This window comes from Bacillus sp. TH19 (genome assembly GCF_016651075.1).
Taxonomy (GTDB): domain Bacteria; phylum Bacillota; class Bacilli; order Bacillales; family Bacillaceae_G; genus Bacillus_A; species Bacillus_A mycoides.
Map to the genome: position 1 here is coordinate 1,175,243 of NZ_JAEKEO010000010.1, position 15,734 is coordinate 1,190,976.

Genomic DNA, 15,734 nt, shown 5'->3' on the forward strand with positions numbered 1-15,734 from the left:
TATTATATCATGATAGTGTCCTAGTTTTTATTTTTTATATAATTTTTTCACGAGGGGACAATTTCTGATAGAGGGGGGAAATTTTCGTGAGCGAGAAAGAACATCGTGTGTCAAGAAGACAGTTTTTAAATTACACACTTACAGGGGTAGGAGGCTTTATGGCGGCGGGTATTTTAATGCCGATGACGAGGTTTGCGCTTGATCCGGTGTTAAGAAAAGAAGTGGGAACAGATATGGTTGCTGTTGGACAAGTAAAGGATATTACAACAGAGCCGAAGCGCTTCGATTTTAAGGTGAAGCAGGTTGACGGATGGTACAAGTCTGAAGAGCCAAAATCTGCTTGGGTGCATAAAGATGAAAGCGGAGACATTGTTGCATTTTCTCCAGTGTGTAAACATTTAGGTTGCACAGTGAACTGGAATTCGGACAAAGCACATCCTAATCAATTCTTTTGCCCATGTCACGGGGGACGTTATACAAAAGATGGGATGAACATTAAAGGCACACCGCCTCTTGCTCCGCTTGATGTGTACGAGTCTAAAGTGAAAGATGGAACGCTGTATTTAGGAAAAGCGAAGCCAAGAGGGGGTGCAAAGTAGATGTTAAATAAAATTTATGATTGGGTGGACGAACGTTTAGATATTACACCGATATGGCGTGATATCGCTGATCATGAAGTACCTGAGCATGTTAACCCGGCACATCACTTTTCTGCATTCGTCTATTGCTTTGGAGGACTTACCTTTTTCGTTACAGTAATTCAAATTTTGTCCGGAATGTTTTTGACGATGTATTATGTGCCGGATATTAAAAATGCTTGGGAGTCGGTTTATTATTTACAAAATGAAGTAGCTTACGGGCAAATTGTTCGTGGTATGCATCACTGGGGTGCTAGTCTCGTAATTGTAATGATGTTTTTACATACACTCAGAGTTTTCTTCCAAGGTGCGTATAAAAAGCCTCGTGAGTTAAACTGGATTGTTGGTGTTCTTATTTTCTTTGTTATGTTAGGTCTTGGTTTTACCGGATATTTATTACCGTGGGATATGAAAGCGTTATTTGCTACGAAAGTAGGGATTCAAATTGCAGAGCAAACGCCGCTCATTGGTCCTTATATTAAAACATTACTCGCTGGTCATTCCGAAATCGTTGGCGCTCAAACATTAACTCGCTTCTTTGCTATTCACGTCTTCTTCTTACCAGCAGCACTTCTAGGTTTAATGGCCTTCCACTTCATCATGATTCGCAAACAAGGTATTTCCGGTCCGCTATAAGAGATTGCTAAATTAAAGGGGAAAGAACAAAAGGAGGGAGATTATGCATCGCGGCAAAGGGATGAAGTTTGTAGGAGATTCTCGGGTACCAGTAGCCCGGAAACCAAATATTCCAAAAGATTATTCTGAATATCCAGGGAAAACAGAAGCGTTTTGGCCGAATTTCTTGTTAAAAGAATGGATGGTTGGTGCAGTTTTTTTAGTCGGTTATTTATGTTTAACAGTGGCGCATCCGTCACCGCTTGAGAGAATGGCGGATCCTACAGATGCAGGATATATACCACTTCCAGATTGGTATTTCTTATTCTTGTATCAGTTATTAAAGTATTCGTATGCTTCAGGCTCATTTACTGTAATTGGTGCGTTTATTATGCCGGGGATTGCGTTTGGAGCGTTACTATTAGCTCCGTTTCTAGATCGAGGCCCAGAAAGAGCACCATTGAAGCGTCCTGTAGCAACGGGGTTTATGCTTTTAGCAATTGCATCGATTATTTTTTTAACTTGGGAATCTGTAGCACACCACGATTGGGAAGCTGCAAAAAAACAAGGAGCAATTGTAAAAACAGCACCAGTTGATAAAAATGATGACGGCTACAAGTTGATGCAAAAAAATACTTGTTTAACATGTCATGGTGACAATTTACAGGGCGGAGCGGCAGCACCGGCTTTACAAAACTTAACTTTAAAACCAGAAGAAATCGCTAAAATTGCGAAAGATGGAAAAGGCTCAATGCCTAAAGGTGTATTTAAAGGTACAGATGAGGAACTGAAAAAGCTTTCGGAATTCGTTGCAAAGTATAATAAAAAATAATAGAAAAGCTGACTACAAAATCTGTAGTCAGCTTTTTATTTTGCGTGCCCAGCTTAGCTGGGCACTGTTTGATGGTGAAAGGTTTAAATAGAATTCTACAAGGATTCAAAAATTATTATAGCCTATCTTCAATTGGACAGAAGTGGCTCGGTAAAATAGATTGGTACGTCTTAGAACGGCTTAACCTTTTTTGGAATAAGAAAAGAAATGTTCGAAAGAAACATGGTCGTATCAAGGACTTGATGAAGAAAATAACATACACACTCGTGAAAGTAGGAAGCTAGAACAAACTGAAAGCTAAAGAAGGAAGAGCGTCGGAAAGCCGTATGAGGGAAAACCTCACGTACGGTTTGATGAGGGGAAGCTGAAACAGAAAAGGGATAGCAAAGCCATCCCTAAAGAAAATTTAATCTGTTTCAGTTTTCTACTCTACGATGACGGAAAGTTTGCTATATAATAGAGTAGAGTTCGATGAAAGAATTACTTTGTTTGAAAGGTGTTGGACATACAGATTGGCTTACTTGTATGCAATGTTAAGGCAACGTTCGGTACTATTATTTTTATTGGTTGTTAACATATTAGGTACAATTTACGGATTCATATGGTATGGAAATCAATTAAAAGAAACCTCACCTATATTTTGGCCGTTTGTACCAGATAGCCCTATGGCGACTCTCTTTTTTGTCTTTGTTTTAATTGCTTTCTTGATGAAGAAGAACTGGGGGTTAATAGAAGCGCTAGCGATAGTTACTTTAATAAAATATGGTGTTTGGGCTGTTGTTGTAAATGCAATTATGATTTATGTAAAAGGCCCTATTGGCCTTATGGGATATATGTTAATGTTATCTCATTTTGCGATGGCAGTGCAGGGAATGTTATATGCTCCGTTTTATCGGATAAAAAAATGGCACTTCACTGTAGCTGGCATATGGACATTACATAATGATGCAATTGATTATTTATTTTGGCAAATGCCGAGATATGGGATTATGCATTTATTTGTAGAGAAAATTGGTTATTTTACGTTTTGGTTAAGTATTGCTGTACTGTGTATTACATATTATTATTGCTTACGTGAGAACCGAAAACAGTTTTCTTTATGATGGTGAGAACATTTAGGGGGAGAAAATGAAGAAAAATAAGAGCGGTATAAACATATTGGATCGATTGATCACTTTAGTAGTTTCCTATAGCATAGCATTTTCTGTTTTCGCTCTCGCGACAACGGTAGTTATATATGGAAAATGGTTGTATTATTTTGAAATTGATTTTTTAAATATTCCAGATTTAGCGGATATGACGAAAGATGAAATTAAGAGAAACTATGATGTGCTTATTACATATTTATCGCCGTTTTATGAAGGTGCATTACAATTGCCGACATTAGATATGTCCACAAATGGACGCATTCATTTTGTAGATGTTAAAAATATTGTAGTCAAGATTCAATATATAATGTATGGAACGATTGTAATTGCTGTATTAGGAGGAGCGTATTTATTAAAAAAGAAAAAGGAAAAGTTTTTACTTCACGGAGCGATTCTTACAATTATTTTTCCAATAGCTCTTACGTTACCAATTGCTATTAATTTTGAAAAGAGTTTCGTATTATTTCATAAGCTTTTATTTAGCAATGATTATTGGATGTTTGATATTGAAACAGATCCGGTTATTTTAATGTTACCGGAAGAATTCTTTATGCATGCTGCATGTATTATTTTATTATTGATTTTAGGTGGTAGCATGCTTTGTTACGGTGTGTATAAATATTTAGTGAAAAAGAAAAGGGTTTCAAAGAAAAAATTCTCTGTTTAAAGAGAATTTTTTTGTTTTCATAGAGATAATATATTTTTTGGTTTTGTTCTGTTCTATTCTTGTCCAATTCCACATATTTTGTACTAGTAGTTATAGGGGGGACCGGGATGAAGAGAACATTAATTGGACTGATAGCATTTCTAATTATAATGTTTCCAGTACGTATATATGCTGAAGAGTGGAGTGAACTAACTGGATTGCTAGATGACTCTTTGCAGTTAGTGAAGAAAAAAGAAGATGAAAAGGCAATACAAGTACTGTACCATTTCTCAGAGCAATTTCTATCAAAGGAGAATGAAAATAATTCAAAAGTAACTCCGGGACAAATTAGAGTCGTTTCTTTAGCATACGATAAGGCGAAACAATCTCTCGCGGAAGATTCAGATAGGCAAGTTAAAGTGGATAATATGTTAGCGTTACAACTTGCTGTTGATGCACAAGTATCTAAATATCAGCCACTTTGGATGGAAAGAGAAAGAAAGATAATGAATGCCTTTTCTCAAGTAGAAAAGGCGATGGAAAAAGAAGATGATGGACAGTTCCAACAGACGCTAAATACATTTTTAAATGAATTTAATATTATTTATCCTAGTTTAATGATTGCTCTGCCAGAAAACGAAGCGCAGCGTGTAAATGCACATTTATCTTATTTGGATGAATTTCGTAACGTTATGTTAAAAACGAAAGGTGGACAAATGCAACTAGGGATTATTAAAGGTGATTTACAAAAAATATTTCATACAGTAAAAAAAGATGAGATTGCTCCCTCTCTCATTTGGTTTATGACAATTACTGGAGGACTTATTTTGTTCACTTTAACGTATGTTGGATGGAGAAAGTATAAAGGGGAGAGAGAGAAGCGGAGAAGCAACTTGCATTCTAAAGATAGATAATACGCATAAATAAAGATACGGATTGTAAGGTTTATTTATTGACAACGGTGGAAGAAAAAAATAGAATGAGAAGTACTATAATTAAAACTTCAATGGAGGTTTATGATGTTTTATTTAATTTACTTCGCGATCATTTTGATCATACCGTTGTATGCACAGTCAAAAGTACGTAGTGCCTATAGCAAGTATTCACAAGTTTATTCAACATCAGGTATGACAGGAGCGGAAGTGGCTCGAAAAATTTTAGATGAAAATGGATTGTACAATGTAGCCGTAGAAGAAACGCCAGGTCATTTGTCAGATCATTATGACCCGCGTGTAAAGACGGTTAGATTATCGACAGATAACTATTATGGTCATTCAGTTGCTGGTACAGCTGTAGCAGCACATGAAGTAGGACACGCAATTCAAGATGCGAAAGATTATAACTTTATGCGTGTACGCCATTCGTTAGTGCCAGTTGCTAATTTTGGTTCAAACATGTCATGGGTTTTTGTCCTAATTGGTGTATTTGCACAAATGTCTGGTTTGTTGTTACTAGGAATTATTTTAATGGCAGCAGGTGTTATTTTCCAACTTGTTACATTACCAGTTGAGTTTGATGCATCAAAACGCGCAATGCAACAAATTGAAGCACTTGGTATCGTATCAACAGATGAGTACGGTCAAGCTCGTAAAGTATTAAATGCGGCAGCATTAACATATGTAGCAGCAGCTGCTGTAGCAGTATTTGAATTATTACGTCTCGTATTAATTTATACTGGTATGCAGCGTAGCGACGATTAAAGACTATCAATTTTGATAGTCTTTTTTTGTTTTGTGGATTGAATCTTATAATATGTTACAAATGGAAATAATAGAGAGAATATGGGGTATAGAACTAGTTAAAATAAAGATAAGTATGGAATGATGAAAGAAGGTGACGGACATAGAATATCCATATTATTTAGTTAAACAAGTGAAGGAGCGTAGTGCTACATACCAATTAGAAGGTTTTTTAAGTGGACAGGGCCCTAAAAAACCGAAATTAATGCTTGTTGGAGAAGCACCTGGTGAAACAGAAATTCATAATGGGATTCCATTTAGTGGGAGAGCGGGAAAACATTTAATGGAATTTTTAGAACGTATTCACGTTACAAGGGAAGAAGTATATATTACGAGTGCGGTCCGGAGTAGACCTTATAAATGGAGAGAGAAAAGGGAACGAAATGGCGAAATAATACAGAAGAAGTACAATAGAACACCGAATCAAGGTGAGATACTTGCCCATGCACCTTTGCTAGATTATGAACTGGAATTTATACAGCAGCCGGTTATTGTCACACTTGGTAATATTGCATTACAGCGTTTAGTTGGTAAAAATAATAAAATTACGGATGTTCATGGAGAATTGTTAAAGCAACCTGTGCAGCGATTGAAAGATAGCAGCAGTACAGAATTTATTTGGTCAGAAAAAGAATATCATATTTTTCCGACCTTTCATCCAGCTTCTATTTTCTATAATCGGAGTTTGTTGGAGCTTATTTATGAGGATTTGGAGAAACTTAAAAGATTTATAATAAAAAACTAGAAAAGCTACAGAGCTTTTCTAGCTGAATTTAATTATGTAACGGTTTTTTATTTTCATCTAATGTAAATCCTTCACCAACAACATCGTGTACATCACTTACAGCGACAAAGGCATGTGGATCTACTGAAATAATGATATTTTTTAATTTTACGATTTCATTTTTAGCAACAACACAATATAGTACATTACGTTCTATTTTTGTATAGGATCCAACTGCTTTTAAAAAGGTTGCTCCGCGCTCCATTTCTGATAAAATTTTTGAAGCAATTTCATCGTTTTTATCAGAAATAATAGTTGCTCCTTTTGCTGCATAAGCACCTTCTTGCATGAAATCAATAACCTTAGCCCCGATAAAAACAGCAACTAACGTATACATGCCCTCGCGATATGATAAATATGTAAGAATAGAGATAATGATAACGACCGCATCAAACATAAACATCGTTTTTCCCATACTCCAGCCAACATATTTGTGAGCTAGCCTTGCGATAATATCAACACCGCCAGTAGTCCCGCCGTATTTGAATATAATTCCAAGTCCTATGCCGATAAATGCCCCAGCGAATAAAGCAGCCAGTGTCATATCATTTTGCAAGTTTAAATGTAAGTTGAGAACCTCGTAGCGCTGAAACACCCAAAGGAATAAAGAGACGCTAAATGTACCGATTAATGTGTATAAAAATGTTGTTCGGCCGAGTAATTTCCAGCCAATGAAAAATAGAGGGACGTTTAAAATTAAGTTTGTATAGGAAGGATCAAGTGAAAATTTAAAATATAATAATAGCGTAATGCCCGTAAATCCACCCTCTGCAAGATGATTTTCAATATTGATATTCACAATACCGAAAGAAAAAATAGCGGAACCGATTAAAATAAAAATGATATTTCGAATCTTCAAATTTGATGTCATTTAGAAATCCCCCTAATTATGTAATGATTGCATTGCTCCTCTTAAACGATAGAACATAATAATAAGTTATTTCTAGTTGATAGTAAAAATAGAGAATGGTATAAGAGCTTAATTAGTTCAGCCTGATATTGTGCGGAAAAAATGCAAAAGAAAGTTTCACTTTATCCCGTCCCAACGGCTGGTAGAGGGAAAAGCGAAGAAGAAAAGGTCGAACCAGCCGCAGGGACCCGATTGGTTCAGGCTGATCTTTTGTAAAAATCACGCAAAAGAAGTTTCACTTTATTATAGTCTATCCTAAAAAGAGTCGTAAATAGTGATATGAGGGAATAATATTTGTCAAATCGCGATGAATTGGCTAACATGAAAGAGGAAGGAATAAGAGGTGACTAGTATGGAAGCAAAAACGATGAAAGATATGCAGAAAGAAGTAGATGCATATATCGGTCAATTTAAAGAAGGTTATTTTAGTCCGCTTGCAATGATGGCTCGTTTAACTGAAGAAATGGGAGAGCTTGCAAGAGAGGTTAATCATTATTATGGTGAGAAACCAAAGAAAACGACTGAGAAAGAACGAAGTGTTGAGGAAGAGCTTGGAGATGTTTTATTTGTTATGATTTGTATGGCAAATAGTTTAAATATTGATTTAGAAACAGCGCATAACATTGTAATGAATAAATTTAATACACGTGATAAAGATCGTTGGACACGTATTGATGAGGGAGAGAAAGACGCATGAAAGAAATTAAAGTAATTATCGCTGGACCACGAGGACGCATGGGATATGAAGCAGTCCTTCTTATGGAAAGAACAGCGCATTTCAATTTAGTAGCAGCAATTGATTATAAGCATGGCGGAGAAAAAATTTCTGATTTACCGGGAATGCCAGCGCTAGATGCACCTATTTACGCGGATTTACATACTTGTTTAGATGAAGTAGAAGCAGATGTATTGTTAGATTTAACAACACCAGAAATTGGAAAGAAACATGTGACACTTGCAGTTGAACGTGGACTTAGATCAGTTATTGGTACAACTGGATTTACTGAAGAAGAACTAAAGCAATTAACAGAAAATGCAAAAGAAAAAGAAGTAGGAACAATTATCGCTCCAAATTTTGCGATTGGTGCAGTTCTTATGATGAAATTTTCACAAATGGCAGCGAAGTACTTCCAAGATGTTGAAGTAATTGAATTACACCATGATCAAAAATTAGACGCACCATCTGGTACAGCTGTAAAAACAGTAGAATTAATCCGTCAAAATCGTGTACCAAAAGAGCAAGGGCACCCTAATGAAACGGAACAATTAGAAGGGGCACGTGGTGCAAATGTAGACGGTATTCACATTCATAGCGTACGTCTACCAGGGCTTATTGCACACCAAGAAGTAATGTTCGGCGGAGATGGACAAATGTTAACAGTTCGTCATGATTCATTCAACCGTGCATCATTTATGTCAGGTGTAAAACTATCAATTGAAACAGTAATGAACCTTGATCATCTTGTGTACGGTTTAGAAAATATTATCGACTAAAGGGGAGACAACGGATGAAAATTGCCTTAATCGCACATGACAAAAAGAAAGATGATATGGTTTCGTTCGCATACGCATATAAACCAATTTTTGAAAAACATGAACTTTTTGCAACAGGAACGACAGGACTTCGTATTATGGAGGCAACTGGTTTAGTTGTAACAAGATATCAATCCGGTCCTCTCGGTGGCGATCAAGAAATTGGTGCAATGATTGCAAAAAATGAGATGGATATGGTGATTTTTTTCCGGGATCCACTAACAGCCCAGCCGCATGAACCAGATGTTAATGCGTTACTTCGTTTATGTGATGTATACGCCATCCCATTAGCAACAAATATGGCAAGTGCTGAAATGCTAATGCATGCATTAGAGCGGGGAGATTTAGATTACCGAAAGTTAAGAAAATGAGGGGAACAATTATGAGTGGATTACATATATTAGCGTTTGGTGCTCATGCCGATGATGTTGAAATCGGCATGGCAGGTACCATTGCAAAGTATACGAAGCAAGGATATGAAGTAGGCATTTGCGATTTAACAGAAGCTGATCTTTCTTCAAATGGAACGGTAGAACTAAGAAAAGAAGAAGCAAAGGCTGCAGCTCGTATTATGGGAGTAAAAACGAGAATTAATTTAGCAATGCCAGACCGTGGTTTGTATATGAAAGAAGAATATATACGTGAAATTGTAAAGATTATTCGTACATATAAACCAACACTAATTTTCGCACCATATTACGAAGATCGTCATCCAGACCATGCTAATTGCGCGAAACTTGTGGAAGAAGCTATCTTTTCAGCGGGAATTCGTAAATATATGCCTGAACTTCCGCCGCACCGTGTAGAGTCTTTTTATAATTATATGATTAATGGTTTTCATAAACCGAATTTTTGTATAGATATTAGTGAATACCTTTCTAAAAAGGTGGAAGCGTTAGAAGCGTATGAAAGTCAGTTTTCAACAGGGAGTGATGGTGTTAAGACGCCATTAACCGAAGGATACGTTGAAACTGTAATCGCTCGGGAGAAGATGTTTGGGAAAGAAGTTGGAGTGCTGTATGCCGAAGGATTTATGAGTAAGAAACCGGTTTTATTACATGCTGATTTAATAGGGGGATGTAAATGAAATTGAAAATAGGTATTACATGTTATCCTTCTGTAGGTGGTTCTGGGGTTGTTGGGACAGAGTTAGGAAAGCAATTGGCGGAACGCGGGCATGAAATTCATTTTATTACATCGGGTGTACCATTTCGGTTGAATAAAGTGTACCCGAACATTTATTTTCACGAAGTAACAGTAAATCAATATTCTGTTTTTCAATATCCACCTTACGATTTAGCATTAGCGAGTAAAATGGCAGAGGTTGCTCAAAGAGAAAACCTTGATATTTTACATGTGCATTATGCAATCCCGCATGCTATTTGTGCATATTTAGCAAAACAAATGATTGGGGAGCGTATTAAAATTGTTACGACCTTACATGGAACGGATATTACTGTGTTAGGTTCCGACCCTTCGTTAAATAATTTAATTCGCTTTGGTATTGAACAATCTGATGTTGTTACAGCTGTGTCACATTCGTTAATTGAAGAAACAAATGAACTTGTAAAACCAGATAAAGAAATTGAGACGGTATACAATTTTGTAGATGAACGTGTTTATTTCAAACGTGATATGTCTCAATTAAAAAAAGAATATGGTATACGAGAAAATGAAAAAGTGTTGATTCATATTTCAAATTTCCGAAAGGTTAAGCGTGTACAGGATGTTGTGCAGTCATTTGCCAAAATTGTAAAGGAAGTAGATGCGAAATTGCTTCTTGTTGGTGATGGACCAGAGTTCTGTACTATTTTACAATTGGTGAAAAGTTTACATATTGAGGAACGTGTCTTATTCCTAGGAAAGCAAGATAATGTTGCAGAGCTTCTTGCGATGAGTGATTTAATGCTACTTTTATCAGAAAAGGAAAGTTTTGGTCTTGTTATATTAGAAGCGATGGCGTGTGGTGTGCCTAGTATCGGAACGAGGGTTGGGGGCATTCCAGAGGTCATTCAACATGGTGAAACAGGATATATATGTGAAGTTGGAGATACAGACGGAATAGCTAAGCAAGCAATTCAGCTACTAGAAAATGAAGAACTTCACCATAATATGGGAGAGCGAGCGATGAAATCTGTATATGAGCAGTTTCGTTCGGAAAAAATCGTTTCACAGTATGAGGCGATTTATTATGACATACTAAGGGATGACAAGAATGGAAAGATTTAAAAAAGCTAGTTCAATTATTGAGATGTTAAAACAGCACGGACATGAGGCTTACTTCGTTGGTGGAAGTGTACGCGATCTTATTATCGATAGACCGATTGGAGATATCGATATCGCAACATCTGCTTTACCAGAAGAAGTAATGGCTATTTTCCCAAGACATGTTCCGGTTGGTCTTGAGCATGGAACTGTAATTGTTGTAGAAAATGGTGAACCGTATGAGGTAACTACTTTTCGAACAGAAAGCGAATATGAAGATTTTCGAAGACCTAGTAGTGTTCAATTTGTCCGTTCATTAGAAGAGGATTTAAAACGACGTGATTTCACGATGAATGCAATTGCAATGACAGAGGAAGGCGAAATGGTTGATTTATTTGCTGGGAAAGAAGCGATTCGTCTGAAGGAAATTACAACGGTTGGAGATGCTGCAGACCGTTTTCAAGAAGATGCACTGCGAATGATGCGTGGTATTCGGTTCGTAAGTACGTTAGGTTTCTCTTTGGAAATAAAGACGAAACAAGCAATTGAAACGTATGGGCATTTGCTCGAACATATAGCGATTGAAAGAATTACAGTTGAATTTGAAAAATTGTTGACCGGTACATATTGTGTGAATGGTCTTCAAGAGTTAGTAGAAACTAAGCTATTTTCTCATCTGCCATATTTGCAAATGTCAGAAGAAAGACTCTTGAAAGCTACGCAGTATAAATGGGATTCTTTCGAAACAGACGTTGAGGCGTGGGCATTTTTCCTATATTGTATCGGAGAAGAGCATCCATCTGTCTTTCTGCGTCAATGGAAGTTCTCGAATAAAAAGATTAAAGATATCGTAGCGGTTTTATTAGCAATTCGTTCTAGAAAGGAGAAGGAGTGGGATACAATCCTTCTTTATAAAACTGGGATTCGCATCGCTGAGATGGCGGAAAGAGTATATGAAGCGATAATAGAAAGTTATAATAGTGCGTCTGTTGAGCAAGTACAATCATTATTTCATGCATTGCCGATAAAAAATCGTCAAGAAATGAATGTGACTGGTAATGATTTATTAAGCTGGACAGATAAAAAGCCAGGTCCGTGGGTTGCCGAAATGCTTCAAAATATTGAAGAAGCAATCGTACAAGGAGATTTAGTTAATAAGAAAGAGGATATAAGGGAGTGGCTACAAAGATGCAATCTACTATAAGAAAGCAGTTATTACAAGTTTTTTCTGAAGCAGATGGTGCATTTGTATCTGGTCAAATACTTAGTGACAAACTTGGTTGTTCGAGAACCGCTGTATGGAAGCATATGGAGGACCTTCGTAATGAAGGGTATGAACTAGAAGCTGTACGCCGCTTAGGGTACCGAATTGCTAGTAAACCAGATAAAGTAACTGCGAATGAGATTCAATTAGGATTACAAACAGAGCGTATCGGTAGAACGGTTTATTTTGAAGAATCGGTTGAGTCTACTCAGCATATTGCAGCGAGACTTGCTTATGAAGGCGTAGAAGAGGGAACAATTGTCGTTGCTGAAGAACAAACAGCAGGTAGAGGACGTTTAAGTAGAAAATGGTATTCCCCAAAAGGAACAGGAATTTGGATGAGTATTATTTTGCGTCCCTCGATTCCAGTTCATCATGCACCACAGCTTACTTTATTAGCAGCTGTTAGCGTAGCGCAAGCAATTGAAAAATGTACCGGTGTAAACGTAGGGATTAAGTGGCCGAATGATATTTTAATTCAAGGTAAAAAAGCTGTCGGTATATTAACGGAGATGCAAGCTGATCCAGATAAAATTAATGCTGTTATTATGGGAATTGGCATTAATGCAAATCAGAAACAAGAACATTTTGATGAGGAAATTCAGCAAATTGCAACTTCATTAGCAATTGAATCGGGTAAGCCGATTGTTCGTGCGGAACTTATGCAACAAATTTTCTTGCAACTAGAGAAATTGTATGAAGAGTATTTAAAAAATGGCTTCTCTGTTATTAAAATTCTTTGGGAAAGTTACGCAGTAAGTATCGGAAAAGAAATTACAGCTCGAACGATGAAGGAAACTATTAATGGGCTAGCAAAAGGAATTACGGAGGATGGTGTATTGTTACTTGAGGATCATCAAGGACAAGTGCACCACATTCATTCTGCTGATATAGAAATTAAGTAAAAGAAGTTCCTATTTTGGAGCTTCTTTTTGTCATTTAGATACTAATAAATTTCACATACCGTAATAGGGATAAAAAATTATTTTTTCGAAAAAATGTAGCAATTCCTTTTCAGAGTTTGCTATAATTAGTTCGAATATGGGCAGTATCAAAGCGAACTGCACCATTATTTTACGCAGTATGAAAAAATAATAATTTGGATTCTGCCTTGATCCAATAATGGACTGGGACAGAGGGATGAATAATGCCGACTAACACACAACCCTTCTGCCCTTTTATGGCCAGAGGGGTTTTTTATATGATTTCGGCCATCTCCTCTCTCCTGCATAAAGGAGGAGTAGTTTTTGAAAACAAAAACAGATTTTTTGAAAATGAAAGAGCAAGGTGAGCCGATTACAATGCTAACGGCGTATGATTATCCATCTGCTAAATTAGCAGAAGAAGCTAAAGTCGATATGATTTTAGTGGGTGATTCTCTAGGAATGGTTGTACTTGGGTATGATTCAACAGTTCCAGTAACAGTAGAGGATATGATTCATCATACGAAAGCTGTACGCCGCGGAGCGAAAGAGACGTTTATTGTAACTGATATGCCATTTATGTCTTATCATGTCTCATTGCAAGATACGATGATTAATGCACGTCGCATTGTTCAAGAGAGCGGGGCACATGCATTAAAGGTAGAAGGTGCTGGAGAAGTTATATCAACTATTCACTACTTAACGAATGCGGGAATTCCCGTTGTGGCGCATTTAGGTTTAACTCCTCAATCTGTAGGAGTGCTAGGTGGGTATAAAGTACAAGGGAAAGATGCTGAAAGTGCAAAAAAATTAATAGAAGATGCAAAGAAATGTGAGGAAGCTGGTGCGATAGCACTTGTGCTAGAATGTGTGCCAATGCAATTAGCAGAACTTATTTCAGAGCAGTTAACAATTCCTACAATTGGAATTGGAGCAGGACAAAAAGTAGATGGGCAAGTTCTTGTATACCACGATCTTATCTCGTACGGCGTAAATCGTGTTCCGAAATTTGTGAAGCAATATACGTCTGTTCAAGAGGAGATTGTGCGAGGGATTTCGCAATACGTTACTGAAGTAAAGACAGGGCAATTTCCTGAAGAAAAACATTCATTTACAATGAAAGAGGAAGAGTGCTTAGCGTTATACGGAGGAAAACAATAATGAAAATCATAACTACAGTGCAAGAGATGCAGCAAATTACAAACGAACTGCATGCAAGTGGAAAAAGTATCGGTTTTGTTCCAACGATGGGGTATTTACACGAAGGGCATGCTACGTTACTACGTAAGGCAAGGGAAGAAAATGAAATTGTAGTTTTAAGTGTATTTGTAAATCCACTACAATTTGGACCAAATGAAGATTTAGATCGATACCCACGTGATATTGTTAGAGATGAAAATGTAGCAAAAGAAAATGGTGTTGATTATTTATTTTATCCGAGTGTAGAAGAGATGTATCCAGCAGAACAAACGACAACAGTAGAAGTTGTGAAGCGTACCGACGTATTATGTGGCAAACAAAGACCTGGTCATTTCGCTGGTGTGGCGACTGTACTAATGAAACTATTTAATATTACATTGCCAACGCGTGCTTATTTCGGTATGAAAGATGCACAGCAAGTAGCTGTAATTGAAGGATTCGTAACTGATTTTAATATTCCCGTTACGATCGTACCAGTTGATATTGTAAGGGAAGAAGATGGATTAGCGAAAAGTTCTCGTAATGTGTATTTATCACTAGAAGAACGTGAAGAGGCTCCTCATTTATACGGCAGTCTATGTATAGCGAAAGAACGAATTGAGGCAGGCGAACGTAATCCGGAAATCATTATGAATCTTGTGAAAGAGCATATTGAGAAGTATACAAAAGGCACTGTAGATTATGCTGATTTATATGCATATCCTTCATTAAAAGCAATAAATAAAATTGAAGGAAGAATCATTTTAGCGATTGCAGTTAAGTTTGAAAATGTACGATTAATTGACAATATAACATTAATGGGGAAATAAGGGGGAGCATCTATGTTTCGCACAATGATGAGAGCGAAGTTACATCGTGCAACTGTAACAGAAGCAAATTTAAATTATGTAGGTAGTATTACAATTGATGAAGATTTAATGGATGCGGTAAATATTGTAGAAAATGAAAAAGTACAAATTGTAAATAATAACAATGGAGCTCGCTTAGAGACATATGTTATTAAAGGAGAGCGCGGTAGCGGTGTTGTGTGTTTAAATGGTGCAGCTGCAAGGCTTGTACAACCGGGTGATAAAGTTATTATTATTTGCTATGGTTTAGTGGCAGAAGAAAATATTCATAAACAAGAGCCGAAAATTGCAGTATTAGACGATGATAATCAAATTATTGAAATGTTAGGTGCTGAAAAAGCTGGCACGATATTATAAGTAGGAAGGCTATCTCTAATTAAGGAGATAGCTTTTTTGTGCATCTTTTCATTAAGATGAGGTAAAACGTGGTATAGTAACATTATATAATT

General features: G+C 36.8%; 19 protein-coding genes. 18 read left to right on the top strand and 1 reads right to left on the bottom strand.

Annotated elements, in window-relative coordinates; translation table 11 throughout:
• Window positions 1-86 precede the first annotated feature (86 nt).
• From qcrA to JFU54_RS23835, 8 genes are all read left to right on the top strand, one after another.
• The gene (gene qcrA / locus JFU54_RS23795) at window positions 87-599 is read left to right on the top strand and encodes a menaquinol-cytochrome c reductase iron-sulfur subunit (RefSeq protein WP_002030772.1); all 513 of its coding nucleotides are present in this window, start codon (window positions 87-89) and stop codon (window positions 597-599) included.
• Entirely contained in the window at window positions 600-1,274 is a 675-nt protein-coding gene (qcrB, locus tag JFU54_RS23800; RefSeq protein WP_000932700.1) for a menaquinol-cytochrome c reductase cytochrome b subunit, read from the top strand.
• 43 nt (window positions 1,275-1,317) lie between these two features.
• The gene (qcrC, locus tag JFU54_RS23805) at window positions 1,318-2,085 is read left to right on the top strand and encodes a menaquinol-cytochrome c reductase cytochrome b/c subunit (RefSeq protein WP_002011836.1); all 768 of its coding nucleotides are present in this window, start codon (window positions 1,318-1,320) and stop codon (window positions 2,083-2,085) included.
• A 512-nt stretch (window positions 2,086-2,597) separates the two neighbouring features.
• Window positions 2,598-3,188, top strand: a complete 591-nt coding sequence (gene lhaT / locus JFU54_RS23815; RefSeq protein WP_002086612.1) for a lipoprotein heptaprenylglyceryl N-acetyltransferase LhaT — start codon at window positions 2,598-2,600, stop codon at window positions 3,186-3,188.
• Between the two features lie 25 nt (window positions 3,189-3,213).
• Window positions 3,214-3,900, top strand: coding sequence for a lipoprotein intramolecular transacylase Lit (lit, locus tag JFU54_RS23820; protein WP_002030775.1), 687 nt, complete (start codon window positions 3,214-3,216; stop codon window positions 3,898-3,900).
• Between the two features lie 107 nt (window positions 3,901-4,007).
• Window positions 4,008-4,793, top strand: a complete 786-nt coding sequence (gene ypjB, locus JFU54_RS23825) for a sporulation protein YpjB (protein WP_002141040.1) — start codon at window positions 4,008-4,010, stop codon at window positions 4,791-4,793.
• A 105-nt stretch (window positions 4,794-4,898) separates the two neighbouring features.
• A complete protein-coding gene (locus tag JFU54_RS23830) occupies window positions 4,899-5,579 on the top strand; it encodes a zinc metallopeptidase (RefSeq protein ID WP_002086606.1) in 681 nt (226 codons plus the stop codon).
• Window positions 5,580-5,712: 133 nt separating this feature from the next.
• On the top strand, window positions 5,713-6,363 hold the full coding sequence (locus JFU54_RS23835) for a uracil-DNA glycosylase (RefSeq protein WP_002141041.1): 651 nt from the start codon (window positions 5,713-5,715) through the stop codon (window positions 6,361-6,363).
• 28 nt (window positions 6,364-6,391) lie between these two features.
• Here JFU54_RS23835 and JFU54_RS23840 read toward each other — a convergent pair whose 3' ends face one another.
• Window positions 6,392-7,273 carry a YitT family protein gene (locus tag JFU54_RS23840; RefSeq protein ID WP_002011845.1) on the bottom strand — a complete coding sequence of 294 codons (882 nt, stop codon included), beginning with the start codon at window positions 7,271-7,273 and terminating at the stop codon, window positions 6,392-6,394.
• A 391-nt stretch (window positions 7,274-7,664) separates the two neighbouring features.
• On the opposite strand from JFU54_RS23840, the gene JFU54_RS23845 reads away from it, so the two are divergent.
• The 10 genes from JFU54_RS23845 (at window position 7,665) to panD (ending at window position 15,642) form a co-directional block, all read left to right on the top strand.
• Entirely contained in the window at window positions 7,665-8,009 is a 345-nt protein-coding gene (locus JFU54_RS23845; RefSeq protein WP_002011846.1) for a nucleotide pyrophosphohydrolase, read from the top strand.
• Window positions 8,006-8,806 (top strand): dihydrodipicolinate reductase, encoded by an 801-nt coding sequence (gene dapB / locus JFU54_RS23850; protein WP_002126457.1) that lies wholly within the window; start codon window positions 8,006-8,008, stop codon window positions 8,804-8,806. Before JFU54_RS23845 ends, dapB begins: the two co-directional genes overlap by 4 nt.
• 14 nt (window positions 8,807-8,820) lie before the next feature.
• Window positions 8,821-9,216, top strand: coding sequence for a methylglyoxal synthase (gene mgsA, locus JFU54_RS23855; RefSeq protein ID WP_000684753.1), 396 nt, complete (start codon window positions 8,821-8,823; stop codon window positions 9,214-9,216).
• Between the two features lie 11 nt (window positions 9,217-9,227).
• Window positions 9,228-9,932, top strand: a complete 705-nt coding sequence (gene bshB1 / locus JFU54_RS23860; RefSeq protein WP_002011848.1) for a bacillithiol biosynthesis deacetylase BshB1 — start codon at window positions 9,228-9,230, stop codon at window positions 9,930-9,932.
• Window positions 9,929-11,074, top strand: coding sequence for an N-acetyl-alpha-D-glucosaminyl L-malate synthase BshA (bshA, locus tag JFU54_RS23865; protein ID WP_199673371.1), 1,146 nt, complete (start codon window positions 9,929-9,931; stop codon window positions 11,072-11,074). The genes bshB1 and bshA overlap by 4 nt, the downstream gene beginning before the upstream one ends.
• Window positions 11,061-12,254, top strand: a complete 1,194-nt coding sequence (locus tag JFU54_RS23870; protein ID WP_201066608.1) for a CCA tRNA nucleotidyltransferase — start codon at window positions 11,061-11,063, stop codon at window positions 12,252-12,254. Before bshA ends, JFU54_RS23870 begins: the two co-directional genes overlap by 14 nt.
• Window positions 12,239-13,219 carry a biotin--[acetyl-CoA-carboxylase] ligase gene (locus JFU54_RS23875; protein ID WP_201067304.1) on the top strand — a complete coding sequence of 327 codons (981 nt, stop codon included), beginning with the start codon at window positions 12,239-12,241 and terminating at the stop codon, window positions 13,217-13,219. Before JFU54_RS23870 ends, JFU54_RS23875 begins: the two co-directional genes overlap by 16 nt.
• Before the next feature lie 342 nt (window positions 13,220-13,561).
• Entirely contained in the window at window positions 13,562-14,398 is an 837-nt protein-coding gene (gene panB / locus JFU54_RS23880; protein WP_002011854.1) for a 3-methyl-2-oxobutanoate hydroxymethyltransferase, read from the top strand.
• Window positions 14,398-15,246: a pantoate--beta-alanine ligase gene (panC, locus tag JFU54_RS23885; protein WP_016101475.1), complete on the top strand. Its 849-nt coding sequence runs from the start codon at window positions 14,398-14,400 to the stop codon at window positions 15,244-15,246. The genes panB and panC overlap by 1 nt, the downstream gene beginning before the upstream one ends.
• Window positions 15,247-15,258: 12 nt before the next feature.
• Complete coding sequence (gene panD, locus JFU54_RS23890) at window positions 15,259-15,642, top strand: aspartate 1-decarboxylase (protein WP_000490176.1); 384 nt, start codon at window positions 15,259-15,261, stop codon at window positions 15,640-15,642.
• Window positions 15,643-15,734: the final 92 nt, after the last annotated feature.

Excerpts from the sequence above, each read along its gene's own strand:
- JFU54_RS23840 (WP_002011845.1), bottom strand. The coding sequence starts at position 7,273 with ATGACATCAAATTTGAAGATTCGAAATATCATTTTTATTTTAATCGGT.
- JFU54_RS23830 (WP_002086606.1), top strand. The coding sequence starts at position 4,899 with ATGTTTTATTTAATTTACTTCGCGATCATTTTGATCATACCGTTGTAT.
- lit (WP_002030775.1), top strand. The coding sequence starts at position 3,214 with ATGAAGAAAAATAAGAGCGGTATAAACATATTGGATCGATTGATCACT.
- panD (WP_000490176.1), top strand. The coding sequence starts at position 15,259 with ATGTTTCGCACAATGATGAGAGCGAAGTTACATCGTGCAACTGTAACA.
- JFU54_RS23870 (WP_201066608.1), top strand. The coding sequence starts at position 11,061 with ATGGAAAGATTTAAAAAAGCTAGTTCAATTATTGAGATGTTAAAACAG.
- bshA (WP_199673371.1), top strand. The coding sequence starts at position 9,929 with ATGAAATTGAAAATAGGTATTACATGTTATCCTTCTGTAGGTGGTTCT.
- mgsA (WP_000684753.1), top strand. The coding sequence starts at position 8,821 with ATGAAAATTGCCTTAATCGCACATGACAAAAAGAAAGATGATATGGTT.
- panC (WP_016101475.1), top strand. The coding sequence starts at position 14,398 with ATGAAAATCATAACTACAGTGCAAGAGATGCAGCAAATTACAAACGAA.
- qcrC (WP_002011836.1), top strand. The coding sequence starts at position 1,318 with ATGCATCGCGGCAAAGGGATGAAGTTTGTAGGAGATTCTCGGGTACCA.
- bshB1 (WP_002011848.1), top strand. The coding sequence starts at position 9,228 with ATGAGTGGATTACATATATTAGCGTTTGGTGCTCATGCCGATGATGTT.
- qcrB (WP_000932700.1), top strand. The coding sequence starts at position 600 with ATGTTAAATAAAATTTATGATTGGGTGGACGAACGTTTAGATATTACA.
- dapB (WP_002126457.1), top strand. The coding sequence starts at position 8,006 with ATGAAAGAAATTAAAGTAATTATCGCTGGACCACGAGGACGCATGGGA.
- ypjB (WP_002141040.1), top strand. The coding sequence starts at position 4,008 with ATGAAGAGAACATTAATTGGACTGATAGCATTTCTAATTATAATGTTT.
- JFU54_RS23875 (WP_201067304.1), top strand. The coding sequence starts at position 12,239 with ATGCAATCTACTATAAGAAAGCAGTTATTACAAGTTTTTTCTGAAGCA.
- JFU54_RS23845 (WP_002011846.1), top strand. The coding sequence starts at position 7,665 with ATGGAAGCAAAAACGATGAAAGATATGCAGAAAGAAGTAGATGCATAT.